The sequence below is a fragment of the Stenotrophomonas aracearum genome, assembly GCF_031834615.1.
GTDB lineage: Bacteria > Pseudomonadota > Gammaproteobacteria > Xanthomonadales > Xanthomonadaceae > Stenotrophomonas > Stenotrophomonas aracearum.
In genome coordinates this window covers 15566-32554 of sequence record NZ_CP115543.1, presented here as the reverse complement: position 1 = coordinate 32554, position 16989 = coordinate 15566, and the positions used below count along the sequence as shown (strand labels likewise).

General features: G+C 57.5%; 14 protein-coding genes and 1 pseudogene. 7 read left to right on the top strand and 8 right to left on the bottom strand.

Going from position 1 to position 16989, the window contains the following annotated elements:
- Window positions 1-3: 3 nt before the first annotated feature.
- From PDM28_RS00145 to PDM28_RS00120, 6 genes are all read left to right on the top strand, one after another.
- Window positions 4-642 (top strand): hypothetical protein, encoded by a 639-nt coding sequence (locus PDM28_RS00145; protein ID WP_046272255.1) that lies wholly within the window; start codon window positions 4-6, stop codon window positions 640-642.
- A 39-nt stretch (window positions 643-681) separates the two neighbouring features.
- Window positions 682-921, top strand: a complete 240-nt coding sequence (locus PDM28_RS00140; protein WP_005414985.1) for a hypothetical protein — start codon at window positions 682-684, stop codon at window positions 919-921.
- A gap of 165 nt (window positions 922-1086) precedes the next feature.
- On the top strand, window positions 1087-2421 hold the full coding sequence (locus PDM28_RS00135) for an MFS transporter (RefSeq protein WP_005414984.1): 1335 nt from the start codon (window positions 1087-1089) through the stop codon (window positions 2419-2421).
- 686 nt (window positions 2422-3107) lie between these two features.
- On the top strand, window positions 3108-4835 hold the full coding sequence (locus PDM28_RS00130; RefSeq protein WP_005414983.1) for an ATP-dependent nuclease: 1728 nt from the start codon (window positions 3108-3110) through the stop codon (window positions 4833-4835).
- Window positions 4825-6246 (top strand): UvrD-helicase domain-containing protein, encoded by a 1422-nt coding sequence (locus PDM28_RS00125; protein WP_012478642.1) that lies wholly within the window; start codon window positions 4825-4827, stop codon window positions 6244-6246. Before PDM28_RS00130 ends, PDM28_RS00125 begins: the two co-directional genes overlap by 11 nt.
- A 244-nt stretch (window positions 6247-6490) precedes the next feature.
- The gene (locus tag PDM28_RS00120; RefSeq protein ID WP_125892599.1) at window positions 6491-6916 is read left to right on the top strand and encodes a hypothetical protein; all 426 of its coding nucleotides are present in this window, start codon (window positions 6491-6493) and stop codon (window positions 6914-6916) included.
- Here the strand turns inward: PDM28_RS00120 and PDM28_RS00115 are convergent.
- From PDM28_RS00115 to PDM28_RS00085, 7 genes are all read right to left on the bottom strand, one after another.
- Window positions 6879-8945, bottom strand: a complete 2067-nt coding sequence (locus PDM28_RS00115) for an integrase (RefSeq protein WP_311183298.1) — start codon at window positions 8943-8945, stop codon at window positions 6879-6881. The genes PDM28_RS00120 and PDM28_RS00115 overlap by 38 nt on opposite strands.
- A 44-nt stretch (window positions 8946-8989) precedes the next feature.
- Window positions 8990-10831 (bottom strand): hypothetical protein, encoded by a 1842-nt coding sequence (locus tag PDM28_RS00110; RefSeq protein ID WP_021204602.1) that lies wholly within the window; start codon window positions 10829-10831, stop codon window positions 8990-8992.
- Window positions 10832-10921: 90 nt separating this feature from the next.
- Window positions 10922-12223: a tyrosine-type recombinase/integrase gene (locus PDM28_RS00105; protein WP_012478638.1), complete on the bottom strand. Its 1302-nt coding sequence runs from the start codon at window positions 12221-12223 to the stop codon at window positions 10922-10924.
- Between the two features lie 619 nt (window positions 12224-12842).
- Window positions 12843-13316 (bottom strand): NIF family HAD-type phosphatase, encoded by a 474-nt coding sequence (locus PDM28_RS00100; RefSeq protein ID WP_021204601.1) that lies wholly within the window; start codon window positions 13314-13316, stop codon window positions 12843-12845.
- Window positions 13317-13434: 118 nt separating this feature from the next.
- Window positions 13435-14325: a hypothetical protein gene (locus PDM28_RS00095; RefSeq protein WP_012478636.1), complete on the bottom strand. Its 891-nt coding sequence runs from the start codon at window positions 14323-14325 to the stop codon at window positions 13435-13437.
- Window positions 14326-14522: 197 nt separating this feature from the next.
- Window positions 14523-15614, bottom strand: a complete 1092-nt coding sequence (locus PDM28_RS00090; protein ID WP_021204599.1) for a PA0069 family radical SAM protein — start codon at window positions 15612-15614, stop codon at window positions 14523-14525.
- Window positions 15615-15764: 150 nt separating this feature from the next.
- Window positions 15765-16100: a hypothetical protein gene (locus PDM28_RS00085; RefSeq protein WP_012478634.1), complete on the bottom strand. Its 336-nt coding sequence runs from the start codon at window positions 16098-16100 to the stop codon at window positions 15765-15767.
- A gap of 80 nt (window positions 16101-16180) precedes the next feature.
- Here PDM28_RS00085 and PDM28_RS00080 point away from each other — a divergent pair, with 80 nt between their 5' ends.
- The gene (locus PDM28_RS00080; RefSeq protein WP_012478633.1) at window positions 16181-16405 is read left to right on the top strand and encodes a helix-turn-helix domain-containing protein; all 225 of its coding nucleotides are present in this window, start codon (window positions 16181-16183) and stop codon (window positions 16403-16405) included.
- A 159-nt stretch (window positions 16406-16564) separates the two neighbouring features.
- On the opposite strand, the pseudogene PDM28_RS00075 reads toward PDM28_RS00080, so the two are convergent.
- Window positions 16565-16801, bottom strand: a pseudogene (locus PDM28_RS00075) (PA0069 family radical SAM protein); the annotation flags it as partial.
- Window positions 16802-16989: the final 188 nt, after the last annotated feature.

Here is a 16989-nt window from a genome sequence, read left to right as displayed (position 1 = left end):
ATCATGTCAATCACTATCAATCAACCACTTCCCACGACTGGCCGCCTGCTGAAGTCGACCCTTGTCGCTGCCGCCATTGCCGGCGCGCTTCTCGTTACGGCCGTTCTGCCGGCGGAGTACGGCATTGATCCCACCGGGATCGGCCGAGCGCTGGGCCTGACTGCCCTGGCAGACGGCGGAAGCACCGCCGCAGACCCGGCTACGCCGACGTCCTCGACAGCATCGGACGCAGCGACCACCTTGGCGGAAAAGGCTGCGGCTGCGTTCGGGGCGAACAAGGGGCAATCGCTTGATCCAGCCGCGGTATCGCTCACCAACGGTGAGCTTCGCCAGGACGCGATGACGATCACGCTGGAGCCGGGGAAAGGCAAAGAGGTCAAATCCCACATGGCTGCTGGCGCGGGAATGCTGTTCAGCTGGAAGGCGACCGGTGATGTAGCAGTCGATATGCATGGTGAGCGGCCCGACGTGAAGGGTGCATGGACCAGCTACGCCGTCGAAGCTGCGCAGCGGGAGGCGCACGGCACCTTCGTCGCGCCATTTGAAGGAACTCATGGGTGGTACTGGCAGAACCGAAGCGACACGCCGGTGACCGTGAGCATCGAACTTGTGGGCTACCAAGCCGACATCTATCAGCCGTAACACCCGGCACTTCGCCGACCCAACCCGAGGAGAAACAACATGAAAACTCATAGCGCAGTAATTGCCGGCCTGCTTTTCAGCATGTCCCTTTTCACCACGGCATCCGCTCATGATCCTGCCCTCCATGCCGATCCGGCTCCCCCGGCTGCTCCCAAGGCCAAGCCGACGACTTGCGAACAGCTTGCCGACCGTTCGAAGTACAAGGTGGACCTCAAGGATGCCCAGACCAAGGCGCTGAAGGAACGTTGCGACGCACAGGCAGCTCCGAAGAAGAAGTAAATCCACTCGGATTTAGCCAACGACCCTGCCATTCCGGCGGGGTCGTCACCTCGACCCGAACAGTGGTGGGCGTACACTCCGCCTGTCTGCCGCCTCTGCCCTGAATCCGGGCAAAAGGGCGCACACGGGTTGGTGCCGTCAGAACGTTGCTACCAGGACAATCCCATGCTCGAAGTACTGAGTCACCCGGCGTTTCGGCGCCTGTTTGGTGCCCAGATAGTCGCCCTGGTCGGAACCGGCTTGGCGACTGTCGCCCTTGCCCTCCTGGCCTACGACCTCGCTGGCAGCCAGGCCGGAGCGGTGTTGGGCACCGCGCTGGCGATCAAGATGGTCGTGTACGTGACCTTGGCGCCCGTTTCAGGAGCGTTGGTCCCTGCACGGCTGCGCAAGCGGGTGCTGATCGCACTCGATCTGGTTCGTGCGGTTGTGGCGGTCTGCCTGCCCTTCGTCACCGAGATCTGGCAGGTGTATGTCCTCATCGCTGTGCTGCAGTCGGCATCGGCATGTTTCACGCCGCTGTTTCAATCCACCATCCCCGAAATTCTTCAAGAAGAGCGTGATTACACCCGTGCGCTCTCACTTTCCCGATTGGCATATGACCTTGAAAGCCTGCTGAGCCCGGCGCTTGCTGCCGCACTGCTGACGATCATTAGCTTCCACGGGCTGTTCGCTGGTACCTCGGTAGGTTTCATCCTCTCGGCGCTGCTCGTCGCGTCCACCACCTTCCCGGCCCTCGCTGCGGTCTCTTCCAAGGACGGTCCCTATGCCCGAGCCATCCGTGGAATGCGAATCTACCTCCGCACACCGCGATTGCAGGGCCTGCTCGCGTTGAACCTCTGCGCCGCAGCCGGCGGCGCGATGGTGTTCGTCAATACGGTGGTTATGGTCCGCACCGTTCTGGGCGGGGCGGAGGAGCAGGTTGCATGGGCGCTGGCGGCCTTCGGAGGCGGGTCCATGCTGGTCGCACTTCTTCTTCCGAAGGTTCTCGACCGCATTTCGGACCGGACAGTAATGTTGGCTGCAGGACTGTTCATGTCAGTTGTCCTGGTTACCTTCCTTGGCGTCTGGTTTGCCCTGAAGGGACATCCCGGGTGGACGGCGGTCATTCCGGCCTGGACGCTGCTGGGCATGGCGTATGCCGGCTTGGTTACCCCCGGCGGGCGGCTGCTGCGGCGTTCGGCTGAGTCCGCCGATCTACCATTCCTCTTCGCTGCCCAATTTTCCCTATCGCATGTTTGCTGGTTGATCGCCTATCCACTCGCCGGGTGGGTTGGTGCGCGCTACGGCTTGCATGTTGCCTTGGCCGCCTTGGGGATTCTGGCCACACTCGGTTTGGTCGCCGCGTGGCGCAGATGGCCGGCGCACGATCCAGAGGAGATAGCGCATAAGCACGAACATCTTGCTGAGGACGACCCGCACCTCTTGGCACACCGAGACGTGGATGGCACGCACCGTCACCGGTTTGTCATCGATCAACTTCACACACGCTGGCCAGGCTGACCAAGGCGCCAGGCGGGCGGCGAGCACGGAGCTACCTACTTGCGAGTTTGGTCGCAGACGTACAAGTCCATGTCGACGTCATATCGACACGCGCGCCCACATTCGTAAGATCCCACTTCCTGCGCCCCTGGCAGTGGAGGGCTATTTCTCAGGGCGGCTATTGCAGCCGCCTGGCAATGCTCGAAGGTGTCGTAATCGCCATAAACAGCGTGACGGACTTCCTGAGTGGACGCGCCGGGCGGATAGACAAAGGCAGTCCAGCGCCCCTGGGACCCGCCGCAAGAAACCGCGACTATGGCGACGCCGACGGTTAAGGTTGTCCGACCGATGTCCATGGCCGAATCCTAGCACCGCCGCGCGCCGGGCGGACACCAGCTTAAGCCTATTCAGCTTCGCGAACCAATTTCCTTCGCTCAGGGAAGTCCGCTGTTGGCGATGAACGGACCTCCGTCGCCTGCAAGCGGGCAGGTGACCACGGAAGAAGCGACCTGGAACCGCTCTCTCAGTGTTGCCGCGTTACAGGTTAGGGAAGTTCGCGAAGCAGCTCGGCGTGGCGCCAAGTTCCACCAATGAGCCAATGACTGGCAGAACGCTTTAGGGCTAGGATTGCCTCAGGGGCGTAGTAGGAGTTGGTGTCAGTCTGCGTCCTACACGGACCGTTGACCAAGCCTCTTACAGGACGCCCCATGCCTCGAATTCGCCATTTGGCCATTCGGAACTTTCGATCCATCAAGGCGCTCGACTGGTCGCCCGCCCCGGGCATCAACTGTTTGATCGGTCCTGGCGATAGTGGCAAGTCCACCATCCTCGATGCCATCGACCTGTGCTTGGGTGCTCGACGAAGCATTTCCTTCGGCGACATGGACTTTTTTGACCTCGATGTCTCAGAGCCCATTCGTATTGCCGTGACATTCGGGGAACTGCCGGCATCGCTGATGGACATTGATGTCTATGGCGACTTCTTGCGAGGATTCGATTCGGTATTTGACACCCTAGAAGACGAACCCGCCGCGGGGTTGGAGACAGTGCTTACGCTGCTGCTTCAAGTCGGGGCGGACCTTGAGCCCAGCTGGACGCTGATCTCCGATAGGTCGCTTCAACAAGGCTTGGAACGAAGCCTGCCTTGGAAAGAACGCATCGTGTTAGCTCCGGCACGCATCGGCAGCTTTACAAGCTCCAACTTATCTTGGAGCCGCGGGTCGGTGCTCAACCGGCTAACAGACGAGCGCGCAGAATTGGGAGCCCAGCTCGCTCTAGCAGCGCGTCAGGCGCGCGCCAACTTTGGCGCTCAAGCATCGCCCCACCTGAGTCAGACACTCGGAATCGTCCGGACAACTGCCCAGAGCCTTGGAGTTGACGTCGGATCGATGCCGCAGGCCTTACTCGACTCGCACTCCGTCTCCATCGGCGAAGGCGCCATCGCGCTTCACAGCGAGGCAGGCATCCCCCTTCGGTCCCTTGGTACGGGTTCTTCTCGACTCTTGGTGACGGGACTTCAACGGGCCGCGGCGGAGTCAGCGCCGATTGCCTTGGTGGATGAGGTGGAATATGGGTTAGAGCCCCATCGGCTCATGCGGCTGCTGGATTCCTTGGGAGCCAAGGAGACGCCGCCGCCTCTCCAAGCGTTTCTCACAACACACTCCCCTGTGGCACTTCGTGAGCTTTCAGGTGAGCAGCTGCTTGTAGTTCGGCCACGACCGGCTGGCCATGTCGTCATTTCCGCTGGCTCGACCGACGAGATTCAAAGCACGCTGCGCACTGACCCGGAGGCCTTTCTGGCGAAGTCTGTGATTGTGTGCGAGGGAGCAAGCGAGGTAGGGTTTGTGCGTGGCCTCGATCTATGGGGGGTAGCCAGCAAAGAATCCTCTTTCTTGGCTTTAGGTGGTGCATACGTCAATGCAGGCGGAGGCACTCCGGACAACGCTTTTGCCCGAGCGACTGCGCTTATGGATCTGGGTTACCGAGTCCTCGTCTTCATAGACGCTGACAAACCTGCCGCTCCAGGTGTTGCAGAAGCATATCTTCAATCAGGCGGCAGCCTCGTGACTTGGCGGGCAGGAATGACGTTGGAGGACGAGCTGTTCCTCTGCCTTCCTGACACATCGATTGATGCCCTGCTCCTGAAGGCTAAAGAGCGTGTTGGCGAAGATCTTATGAACCAACAGCTGGTTGCCAAATCGAACGGTCTAACAACTTTGGCGTCCATCGAAGCGCTGAGGCCGAATTCACCCTATCCGCCTGATATTCGCGTACTGCTTGGCGAAGTCTCCCGTATCAAAAAGAATAGCTGGTTCAAGTCGCTTACGACTTACCAGTCAATCGTCCTGGATATCGTCTCTCGGGGCTACGCAAACGCGGACGCTAGCTTCAAGGCAGTAGTAGACCAACTCTGGGCCTTTACCCGTGCTGCCTGAAATCGATCTGCTAGCTATCCAACGCGGATCGATCACCGCCCCAGCAGGATGCGGCAAAACCCAGCTGATTGCCGAGGCGCTGGCATCCCACTCTGGGAACAGACCGATCCTTGTTCTGACTCACACAAATGCTGGCGTCACCGCGTTGAGGACACGCTTGAAACGCGCGGGGGTGCCCAGCTCTGCCTATCGGCTGTCGACGATTGATGGATTCGCTATGCGTCTCATCGCCAAGTTCCCGGCGCGCAGTGGCCATCATCCCCAACTCTTGGAGCTCAACAACGCGGGTAGCGACTACCCCGCGATCCGTGAATCATTCCGGCAACTCTTGGACTCGGGGCATATCGCTGCACCCATCGCAGCCACTTACGCCCGGCTTTTGGTTGACGAGTATCAGGATTGCAGCACCGTTCAGCACTCCATCGTGTCCACCCTCGCTGCGCTTTTGCCCACGTGCGTCCTCGGTGACCCTCTGCAGGCCATCTTCGGATTTGGCGGAAATCGGCTGGTTCACTGGGAACAAGACGTTCAATCGTCCTTCCCAGCAGCGGGTAGCCTTCGAACCCCTTGGCGCTGGCAAATTGCAGGTAATGAAGAGCTGGGCCAGTGGCTGCTATCCCAAAGGCATGCTCTTACGGCCGGCTTACCCATTGATCTAACTACGGCTCCGTCATCCGTTCGTTGGATCCAGCTGGTTGCCGGTAGTGAAGTGCAGCAAAGATTGACTGCGGCACGGACCAATGCGCCTGGTAGCCAAGGAACGGTTCTGGTAATTGGCGAGTCCATGAATGTTCAAGGCCGCCACCAACTCACCAGCCAAACGCCTGGGGCAATGGCGGTAGAAGCCGTGGACATGCGAGACCTCGTCAACTTCGCCAGGCAATTCAATCTTCAGGCTCCTAGTGCGCTGCAAGACTTGGCCACCTTCTCCGCTCTCATGATGACGGGCGTCGGCACGGCGAATCTAGTGACGCGTGTCGGTACCATTCGTAGAGGGAGAGCCAGGACACCTCCAACTCCTGTAGAAGCTGAGGCAGTCGCCTTTGAGTCCGAGCGGACCATGACGCGCGCCTTGCGGCTGGTGGACGCTTTGGCCGAACAGACAGGCACTCGGGTCTATCGGCCCGAGATTCTGCACTGCTGTCGATCAGCCATGCGAAGCGTTATCAACGGAGAGCAAGATCTATTAGGAGCCGCACTTCATGCCCGCGAGCGAAATCGTCACCTCAGCCGCCCCATTGCGCGCAGAGCAGTCGGCAGCACTCTCCTTCTGAAAGGTCTCGAGGCAGACATTGCCGTGGTCCTCTATCCGGAGAGCATGAGCGTGCAGAACCTCTATGTAGCCCTCACGCGTGGTGCGAAAGGGCTGGTGATCTGCTCCAGTACCCCAACGCTGACCCCGACCCCATAGCCTCAACCTAACCATTCTGCGCCCTATCAGGCACGAAGCTTTGCGGCGCTTCATCATTGCAATGGTCACAATGGACCTTGTCCCAAAGTCGTTGCTGAACATCTGGGTCTGAAGAACGTGGGTCTCGCCGGGCAGCGACTGCATCAGGATTGATTTCAAGGTTCTCCTTGTCCCACCTAGATGATTGGGCGGCGAAGGTGGCGTAGGCTATCTGCTTACCAATGATGCGTCAGCGGACAGCAGAATGAGCAGACCCAACTCAGTAGAGGATAAGGCATTGGCCGCTCTTGACCGCCTGGTGAAGCGACGCCCGACCAATGAACTGCTGAAGGCAAAGATGGCCGCAGGTCATCGGATCATCACGCCTACCGCGGTCGCGGCAGAGGCAGGAGTAAATAGAGGGAGCTTTGGATCAAGGCACGCTCGACTTGGGCACGTCTGGCTTAAAATTCAGGAGCTGGCTGAGGAGGAGAGGCGAGGCTCAGTAGCTGAAGAGCTCGCCAGGGTTAAGGCTGAGAACGCAAGGTTGAAGGCTCTGCTTTACAAGACCAACATCCACAACGCATCTCTCCAACTCGCAGTGTCCCGGCTTCAGAAGCAGAGTACCAAGAGAGACGATGGAGCAAATGTCGTCAACTTTCGCCGGAACGATCGGAAGCGTCCCCGGTAGCGTTGGATATCATCCTCAGCACTGCTCGACTCTGAACAACACGGCTCATAGCAATCTTGGAATACTGATCCCTAGAGTTGGTCCGCTCCATCTGGACAATGGCCTGATTTTTCAGGAGGCGATCCTCCCAAAAGTCCTTATGCTCTGGCAGGATGATGCAGCACTTGCACCCCGCGCACAGGCCGGGCGACCGTAGGCCGAAGTTCGGCGAGGCGCGGACAGTGAGGAGGCTTGCTTGTGGGTTGCAGCTGGAACGGTCAGGCAACATATCAATCAGGCAACTTGCGTAGGTCCCTGTCCATATCCGCAGGTCGGTGAGTTTCACGTATGCCACGGCCTTATCGATCGGCGTCTCTCCGTCCATCTTGGACAGTGCCTCGGTCATTGATTCGGCATGCTGCATGAGAAGACGCTGCGCCGGTCCACCTCCGATCGGCCTGCCGAGGGTGATTTGAACTAGGAACCGAGAGGTCTCCATGACTCTCTCTCCTTCCAAGTTCTCGAGCAGAGCCGCATCGTTTCCAATGTACCCTTGATCCGTGATCTGCTCGCTCATGTGACGGAAGTGCGTCCGTAGCGCTGGCATTAGTTCCGGCTTGGATCGGAACACATAGTGCGCAAAGGTGATCCTCCATCGCTGCGGGCGTAGGTACCTCACCTCGTAAACAGCTTGCGTCGTTTCGATGCCACGCTTCTTCGTGAGGGCTTCGACGGCAAACTCACGTTGCAGCAGAGAATTTCTGGATGCTGTCATTCGGCCGATTCCATCGGGACCCGATGGAAGGGACTTGGCGTGGGAGAAGCTGAGCATCAGTGACTTAGTGCCCGATAGTGCTCGCCAAGGCTCCATTAGCCGCACCAGCACCTCGACGAATTTCAGCACGATCGGCAGGTGATTCGTGCCCAACGGGCGCAGTCCGGCAGTCCACTCATGGCGAGTCGCTTCCCTTTTGGCGGAAATGCCACAGATGGAGAACACCTCCATTAGTCCGTCTAGCGACGTCACTGACTTGACCACACCGTGCTGTAGCGTCGGATCGTGGTCCAGGGAGAGGCCAATCAGCTCATGAGCTCGAATCCCGGTGCATCCCTGCAGCAAGACACTGCATGCGCTTTGAGTCATTAGTATTAGGCGTCTCAGGCCCTGAGTTCCGCTAATCTCGCGCTCGTCACCAGCGTCATCAATCCGATCTATGGTGGCCAATGGCTCATGCCAGGGTGTCAGTGTCCCTGGGATCGGGCTCATCTGGAACTCCTCGATGTGCCGTTTGATCTGACGAAAGCAGGCGATTCGTCTCGGTCCCGTAGCACTTCTTGCGTCGATCAGCATCGGGATGACCTCAGCCTGAAGTCTGATCACATCCTCCGAGCCGTACTCAATCCATTCACATGCGTAGGAAAGAATCGGTACCGAGATCTCGTCCGGGACAGGCATCAATCCACCCGTTCGAGCAAGCCCGAGCGGCTCTGTCACGACGTCGTAGGTCTTTCTTCCGTCAAACGGCGCTTCGCACGGTGCTTGTCCGCCTCTGGCGCGCAAGCTGTCCGCGATTTCGTAGATCTGTGTAAGTGGATGGATGAGTTTGTAGGCGGTCGCATGCGTCCACGCCCTGTCTCGACCGGCATCACTTCGGGCCGTCATGTACTGCTCTTCGAGACCTTCGACGTAGTCCCAGCTCATCGCCGTGGTGATATCGAAGAGGGAGTGGATCTCCCGCTCTCCCATGAACTTCACCAGCTCCCTCATGCCCATGTAAGTGCCAGGGATAGACCCAACCGTCATACGTACGGTGTCCTCAATGATGGCGGTCTTGAGGTAGCACTTCAGCTCAGAGAGCAGTCCTCTGTGCTTGTAGTCCGTGAGCAACTCTCCGCGTGCCACAGGGATTGCCCAGTCAACTGTGACAAACTCCTTCTGTTGGCCGACCGTGGTCTGGGCAAAGGTCCAGACATCACTGTCATAGTCAACTTGGAAGGAAGGATGCAGGGTCGCTGCCTGCGCTGTTTCGACCTTTCTTGCTGCGGGCATAGCCATATCTCTAGAATTGATTCGCTAGTGGCGGTACAGCCGGACTATTCAAGTCCAGGCAGGGGCGTCAGCATGATCATCATCGCTGATTGTCGATTCGCAGTTGTGCTCACTGCTGGGATCCATGAATCGCGGAGAGCGAGATAGGCATTCTCGAACTTTCGCCTCCAGATCTCGCTGCCGAGCTCTGCCCTGGCTTCTTCGTATAGCTCCTGCAGTTGAAGAAAGCGCGCGAGCGCGTAGGCTTCGTTTGGATCAGCTGCGGCGAGCGGGCATGCAGGACAGGAACCATAGCTGGTGCAGAGCTTTCCATGGCGCTGCCCTGGTTGAGGACTTTGGAATGGATCTGCACAGCAGAAGCCCTGCGTGGCTGCCGTTTGCTCACGATCACTTCGGGCGGAGCGTGTGTCGATCTTTCCATTTGAAGTCACCCAGCGCTCCTGTGCGGTCATGGCTCCTGCCAGCTGTTCCTTTTGCCGATGCTGCATCGTGGTTGTCTGGTAACTGTCTTGACCAGTTGACAGTAGCCGATGGCCTAGCATTGCTCGGAGCTCGAAGGCGTCGCCGTCGGTCAGCCCATCAACCGCTTCGGAGAACGCAAGCCTGTTTGCTTGAGAGCCAGAGTACTTAAGCCCCCTTCGTTTGCAGAACAACGTGATGTAACCGGTCACCCGCGTGGTCACGTCGTCGGTTCTGGCTGAGTAGGAGTCGATGTGCATTCCTCGGCGCTTGTGCCGCCCGCCTTCGGAAACTGCGTGGAGGAAGAAGTCATTGGCAAGCTCACCAGCAGCGTAGTCTCTGATTCGTTTGGTCCAAGCAATAACGAAACTGATCAATCTTTCAGGCGCTAGCGGGTGATCGCTAGCGGGGAAGGCTGCTCGCTGTGTCGCGCCCTGAGCGGAACTTCCAGCCCTGCGCTTGGAGGACTTGATCACCGTTCGCTTTTGTCCAAGCGGGTAGTGCTCCGATATGCCATTCAGGGTGAGTGTTCTAAGTGGCTGCTCGTTGAAGCCCGAGTGCATGGCTAGTACGAGAAAGAATGGGATCAGATCGCCGCCGATCGGGTGCGCTAGTCTCCTCAGACGGAAGTACTCGCTTTCGCTGATCTTTCCTACGCCTGGGAGCTTGTGAACCGCGCCTTGGCGAGGAAGATGACCGTCAAAGTTTGCCAATATTTGAGCAATTGCCTCTGCCGGATCGCTTAGCGATACAGCGTCGCCCTTTTTCTTCTGAGCGAGGGCACTGTGAACCCTATCTAGAAGCGGCCACACTTCGTCCATTGTCGATATGCATTCTTCGACCGCCGCCTTCATGACGTTGGCCCAAGCCGCACGGTCCAGCTCTTTCGGCTTGCTCTTCCGTGGCAGTCCTGCGAACGGCTTTGGCGGAATACGGATCACCTTCCACCGTGGATCCATCTCGTGCAGCGCAAGAACGACCTTCTTGAAGGTCCCGTAATAGTGGCGCTGGGTCTCCACCGAGAGAACTGTCGGGTGCGTGGTATCCCTACCTTTCAGATACGTTAGAAAGGACTCGCCGAGATCCATTGGAGTGTCGTCTGGGCCGCTTATCTTTACCCCTTTTACGGTTAGGTACTGCACCAGGCCACTCACGATGTTGTTAGCTGAAGAGGATCTAGTCGTCTCCCTGCTGTTCTTGTTAGCTCGGCAGAACGCCTCGGCGAAGAGCGGTGCCGCTGCACCTATGCCCTTCCACCGGCTGAGATTAACGATGTTGTCGCGCAGGTCTCCGGCGCGCCTGAACGCGACTTCTAGGCGACCAGCGCTCTCGCGGACATCCCATTTCTTTGTGTTGCCTACCTTTTCCTCAACTACTACGGCGTGCCGCAGCTGGGCGGATCTTCTTCCTGCCACGTAACGCTCCAATCCGTGTTCAATCTGATTTGATAAGGTGAGTCGGTCACATGCGAGGAGTAGTGCGTATGCTGGCCGTGGAGCCGTGTGAGCTCCAACTCGTCAGGCCTCGACGCCGATTCGCATAAAGGGTTGACCTTCAAGGTGCAGTCTGATCGATTCCCTGGTTTCGCTCTCGAATGCGTTCGCGCTTCGCAGGTAGATGGACTCAGTCGTATCCCTGAGACTGTGTCCCAGTACCGACTGAACATACTTGATCGCATCCATGTCACCGTTTGCGCGCTTCTCCATGTACGTGTACAAGGCGAAGGTGTGTCGAAGGGCGTGAATGGTTATTCGCTCGCGCTGCGTGGATTCGTAGCGAGCCAGGTCACGCTCTTTGGAGAGCCGTTTGAGCAGCCTGTCCTTGGCCTGGGCGAAATGCCGGTCGAAGATCTGCGGGGTTATCGGATTGCCCGCATGCTTGCGGTTGTTTGCGTCGAGGACGAATAGGACGCCGTGATCCTCGAGCTTGTGGTATCCCAGTCGGAGGTCAACGAGGCGCTGCCGAACACCTTTGGCATAGCGCTTCAACGCGTTGAGTAGCCAGACTGGAACGGGAACATTGCGCTTCTTGTTACCTTTCCCGAGCACGGGGATGGCGACTGCAGTGAGAGGATCGCGCCCTTCCGTACGGGCCTGAAGGATGGTTTTCGCTTTGAGATCGCACACTTCCGCCCGCCTCAGTCCTGCTTGATAGCAAAGCTCAGCCATCAATCGCTGCGCCGTGGTTGCGTATGCCAGTTCAACCAGACCGTTTCGCTCGAGCACAGGGTTTGGACCTAGTTCGTCAAGAATACCGACGACGGTCTCGGGATGGAGCGCAGTGATGAGTTCGTCAGCGTCGTTCAGCCCGGGAAGGTCGACGCCAACGTCGAGAACTTGAACAGTTCCTCGCTTCGTCTGCTTGCTCAGCAGCGCTGGTGCCTTCCTCAGGTATCCCCGTTTCACGCAGAATGCGATTAGCTTGGTCACGGTCGACCATCTTCGATGAATAGTCGCGGCGGCGAGCTTATCCAAGGTCACCGCAGAGTCCAGGTCAGTCAAGGTGTCCGCATAGGATCTGAGGAGATCCTCATCTACGTCGGAAACGAGCTTTTTTCTTGCGTCAAGAAAGTGATGGAAGTCGGTGAGGTCAGCCGCGATAGCTGCGGTTGTGTTCTTGCTGCAGGCAAGCTTTGGCTTTGGACCGATCGTTAGATGGGCATCTGCAAAGAATTCAAAAGCGGGCTGAACGATCGTTCCATCAGACCTGCTGACCAAAAAGCAGAAGCCTTCGGGTAAGGGTACGCCTTGCGCACACTTGATTCCTGTCGCTTCCGAAGCGATTGCACGTGCGGTGCATATTTCGACGTCATAGACCATGGCGCCGAAAGCTATCAGGTATACGGAAAGTTTTTTTTGCTGTGAGCCTTACGGTACGTTAACAACTGAAATGAGAATCATGCCTACTTTTTACTTCCATTGATTCATATATTTACGCGTGATCGTGACCCTACTGGTACGCTCGGTGTGAAGGAAGACCTGCTCGCTGGTACGGGGGAAGTGCGCAACAGAGAGGTGGGTTCGTTCGTCGCGCAGGCTAGATTTGCTCCTTCAGTACCAATGTTGGTGTCCGCTTGGCGCGGCAATCGGTAGCGCGCGGTCAATGGCTACCCAAGGCTGGCAGTGAGTTGACATCATCAATCGGGAGACGCCGCGGTTGCTACTGCGCGTTCTTTAGGGAAGCGTGTTGGCTGGGCAGTGGGTACGCCTGGAGCTACCGATTCAATTGCTGCCGGCAAAGGTAAGGTTGCCGCAACGCCACTGCACCACTTTTGATTGCTGGCAACCTTTGGTTGGCCGTCTCCGGGTTCTCCGGAGCGACGCTATCAAAGAGTTTCTCGAGTGCTGCCCGCGTGCTGATCCCTAACTGTGCCGAATGTGCGAGAGGACGGCCGCTGCATACGCGCTCTTTCAACGAGCCATCGAGACAACGCGCTGCTCAGCCATGATCGGCGATCATGTGGCCAAGGTCGGATGCACTCTGCAGTTCAATGATGCGATCGGTCAGGCGTTCAGCTGCGATCTGCAACCCGTCATCGTCTGACGAGTACGGGGAGCCGAACAGCGGGATCTCGACCCACAGTCTCTCCTGCCCATCATGCACATAGGGGCCATGGTCATCCAAGAGAAGGGCTTCACCCACGTGGGGGGAGACATAGGAAAGATCCTTTGTCCTTCCAGACCAGTGGATGTATCGAAGCTCGACAAACCATGCCGGAACACTGCCTTCCCTAGCCAGGAGTCCGGCAATTCTTCTTGCAAGTGCCTCGGGAACCGTAGTGAACAGTACAAGTTCCTCGAACTGCGATCGGACATCCTCTAGGAACCGGTGAAGCCCAGGGCGAGGAATCTGACTGACTGCGTTGGAGATGAGCGTGCCTTCGAGGTCCAGTGCCAGGATGGTTGGCTTCATTGGGAGTTCCTGTCTAAGCTTCTAAGCCTGAGTAAACGCATCGGTAGGTAGCTATCCATGGCGTGGGTCACAGGGTACCGGTTCGGGCTACGCCCCTCTGAAACTTTGCCCAACCACTTCACTTCCGTTGGATTGCTTCTGAGACCTCTACGGCCCAACGCGAGGTGTGGATGATCCTGGTCTCCTGCAGCTGCTCTTGAAGGATCTGGCGTTTGGTGAGCTGAGACACCGCCTCCCACTCGTTCCTGAAGATGTAAGTGGCATTGCCTGACTCGGGACTCTCGAACACGTATCGATTCCTTCCCGTGAACCCAAAAACGATGTACTCACTGAAACCGCCTAATCCGACTGCCATGAAGTCGGGCTCGTGACGAGTGATGGTCCGGATGCGCTGCTTAGCGACTGCGCGGTCGCTGTCGGTCAACTGCTTCAGATAACTATCCAATACCTGCATCGCTCTATCGAACGGGAACTTCCCCGGAGGGAGAATGCGCCAGTTGATCTTCTCGACCCTGACCGGCACCGCGAGGTCCGGGTCAACGATTTCGAAGTGTTGGAAGCATTCCAGGTAGATGTTGAGGAGGTTTGCAATGCTCTCTTCTGGCTCCGTCCGGTCAATGATCCTAGTAGCCATTGCGATACCACTGTCTGTATCTACAGCAGTGAGGAATTCACCAGGTGGTGCAACGTATTCCCTGGGATAGGTCTCATAGGATCTTGTCTGAGTACCGTGGTGAGTGTGTCCGTGCCAGTCCTTCCACGAGGTATTGATTGATCGAGACTTGGTGACCATCGGAAGGTCCTTTCGGATGATCTCTTTGCCTCGGGCATTGAATAACGTCGCGGGTCCTTCGGCGCTTGGCACAATGGAAGCGCCTGCGAGCGGAAGGTCGTCGAATCCCAGCATCGCCGCTTGGTGTTCTGTGAGTGGGCCGCTAAGAATGCGAAACTGTGGCAGCCGCTCAATCGTGCTTCGGTAGACTGATAAACCTCTCACTTGCTTGGGCATACGCTGGTCCTTTTCATGAGGAAGCGGGATAACCAAATATGTTTGGAAAGCCGTCTAAGCTTGCTGCGGAGGAGATGCTATTTCCTTTTCGGGGAGATGCTATCAGTACTCAGAAACCTAGGACGCTCTGTCCCTGTAGGCGCCGCTCGGACTGCATCCATAGCTTTGTACTGATGCTAGCCTCGTTTTCCGTTCGGCTAGAAAAGTTGCCCCTGTGGCGACTTGTCTTGGGGAGGTTGAAAAAGATGAGTGGCCAGCGCTGGCAGCCTAGTGAAACCGAGTTCACGATGCTTCTTTTCAAAGCGCTTCCGGATCAAGTCCGCTACAGGGCCAGTTCCGGACATCCTGGTGCCAAAGCTGGCGTCATACTCCTTTCCACCATGCATCTGTCGCATCAAGCTAAGCACGTGCGCAGCGCGGTCCGGATAGTGCAGCTCGAGCCATTCTCTCCAAATGTCCTTAATCTCGTTGGGTAGCCTGAGAAGCACGTAGCCTGCTGCCCGAGCGCCGTGTTCGTGAGCAGCCTCAAGGATGGCTTCTAGGTCATGGTCGGTGATCATGGGAATGACCGGCGCGATCAAAACCCCTACCGGTACTCCTGCCTCGTGCAGCTGATTCATTGCTCGCAGCCTTGCGTGGGGAGCAGCAGCTCGTGGTTCCAGTTTTGCAGATAGCTTCCTGTCGAGCGTGGTGACCGAGAAGTAGACCGTAACCAACCGATCCTTGGCCATCGACGCCAGCAGTTCGACGTCCCTGGTGATCAAGGCACTCTTGGTGACGAAGCTCACCGGATGCTTGGCATCAGCAAGCACCTCAAGGCATTGGCGTGTAATTTGGTAATTCCTTTCAATCGGCTGATAGCCGTCTGTGTTTATCCCCAACGCAATCGGGGTGCACTTGTAGTTCGACTTGCTAATTTCTGCTCTGAGGCGCTCCGGGGCATTTGTCTTTGCAAACAGGCGCGTCTCGAAGTCTAAGCCTGGTGAAAGGCTCAAGTAGGAGTGAGAAGGGCGAGCAAAACAGTAAACACAGCCATGCTCGCAGCCGCGGTACGGGTTGACCGACGCGCTAAAGCCAACGTCAGGGGATGAGTTGTGGCTGATCACTGTGCGCGCTCGCTCTTCCTGCACCTGAGTTCTCAGCGGTGGCGCGTCTTCCATCTCCTGGTAGACCGACTCCCAGCCGTCGTCGACTCCCACTGTTGCAGTGGTATCGAAACGGCTTGGGACACGCGATGCGGCCCCTCTGCCTTTGAGGGGAACTTGGGCCTTTCGAGCATCCTGTTCCATGGCGACAACTTGGGAAGGTCGGGCCGTTAGTATTATTGCTAACCACAGGCGCCGCAACACCGTGAAATTCAGCTAGCTGTAGGCCATACGGTCGTTTGGCGAGTAGGTTCTGCCCAGGCTTATCCACAGCTTCGGCTGGCAAGGCCTTTATCAGCTGCGTTGGCCATGGAGCGCTTTGGCTTCCGCCAAGAAGATCTGCATCAATGCCCGCGATCGACGTGTTGCTGCAGGCAGTGGAATGCCCAACTGTGCGCAGAGCGAAGTCGCATATGCCATCTGTGCACCCGTGGGCGGCTTGATGTCCCAATCCGTTAGCTGGGGGATGAGCTTTGAGAGCTCTTCTGCCAGGCGGTACTCAAAGCCTCTTGCTTGCCCTTCCTCTTCTTGCATTCGACGCATCTGCATAGCGACCTGCTCCCTGCCCATGGGAGAAAAGGGAAGCTCAAGAGTGAACTCCAGTTCCGGACATACGAGGTAAAAGTTCATGGGAGATGCAATTAGTACTTATAAGTAGACTACCTTTAGAGGCGTAGTCTTTAAAGTACTGGAACCACAAGCTGCTTCGTATGGTCGAGCATACGAACCAAGCGAAACTTGCAGATGTGATCCGCGCGCATCGCATTGATCTGGGTGTCAGCCAAGAAGCCTTTGCTGACCACATCCAGATGCACCGCGCCTACTACAGCAAGATCGAGCGTGGCGAAAAGAACCTCACTCTCGCTACCTTGGAGCGAGTTGCTAAAGGCATGGGTACCTCGATGTCGGCCCTGCTGCGCGCCGCAGGGCTCTAACACTCTTTGCAGACCACGAAGGTTGGCCAACCTCTCCAGGATGGGCGTGTTTGGCCGGCACTGCGCGGGGGATTGTGCCGATAGCAATGTGTTTACTGATTATTCTCTAACCTGTTGATCTATATGGATTTATCTAGTGAACAATCAGGGGGTATTGATACCGTGCTCGCAACCGCGATAGGGATTCACCGATTGGCTGAAGCCTACGTCGGGGGACTTGTTTCGGCTGATGATGCTGCGCGCGGTTTCGGCACGGACTTCAGTGCGCAGGCGCGGGGCGGCGAATTCTTCGCCGGTGTCCGGTTCCCAGCCGTCGTCGATGGCCTCGCTGACGGTGACCTCGAAGCGGCCTGCGAGGTGCGTGGTGGAGCCGCGGCCTTTGATTGCGATACCCATGTGGTTACAGGGTAGGGCTGGGGCGTCTCATTGAATGAGACGTCTGGGCGGCGGGAGCGGGCGGAAACCGGGTGTCCATGGGTTAGTAGTATTACTAACCACAGGGGTGTTTGGAAGGGGAGGCGTTGTGCTGTCTGGTTTCTGGATGAACCGGTTGGGGTTTCTCCCCATGGTTATCCACAAGAAGG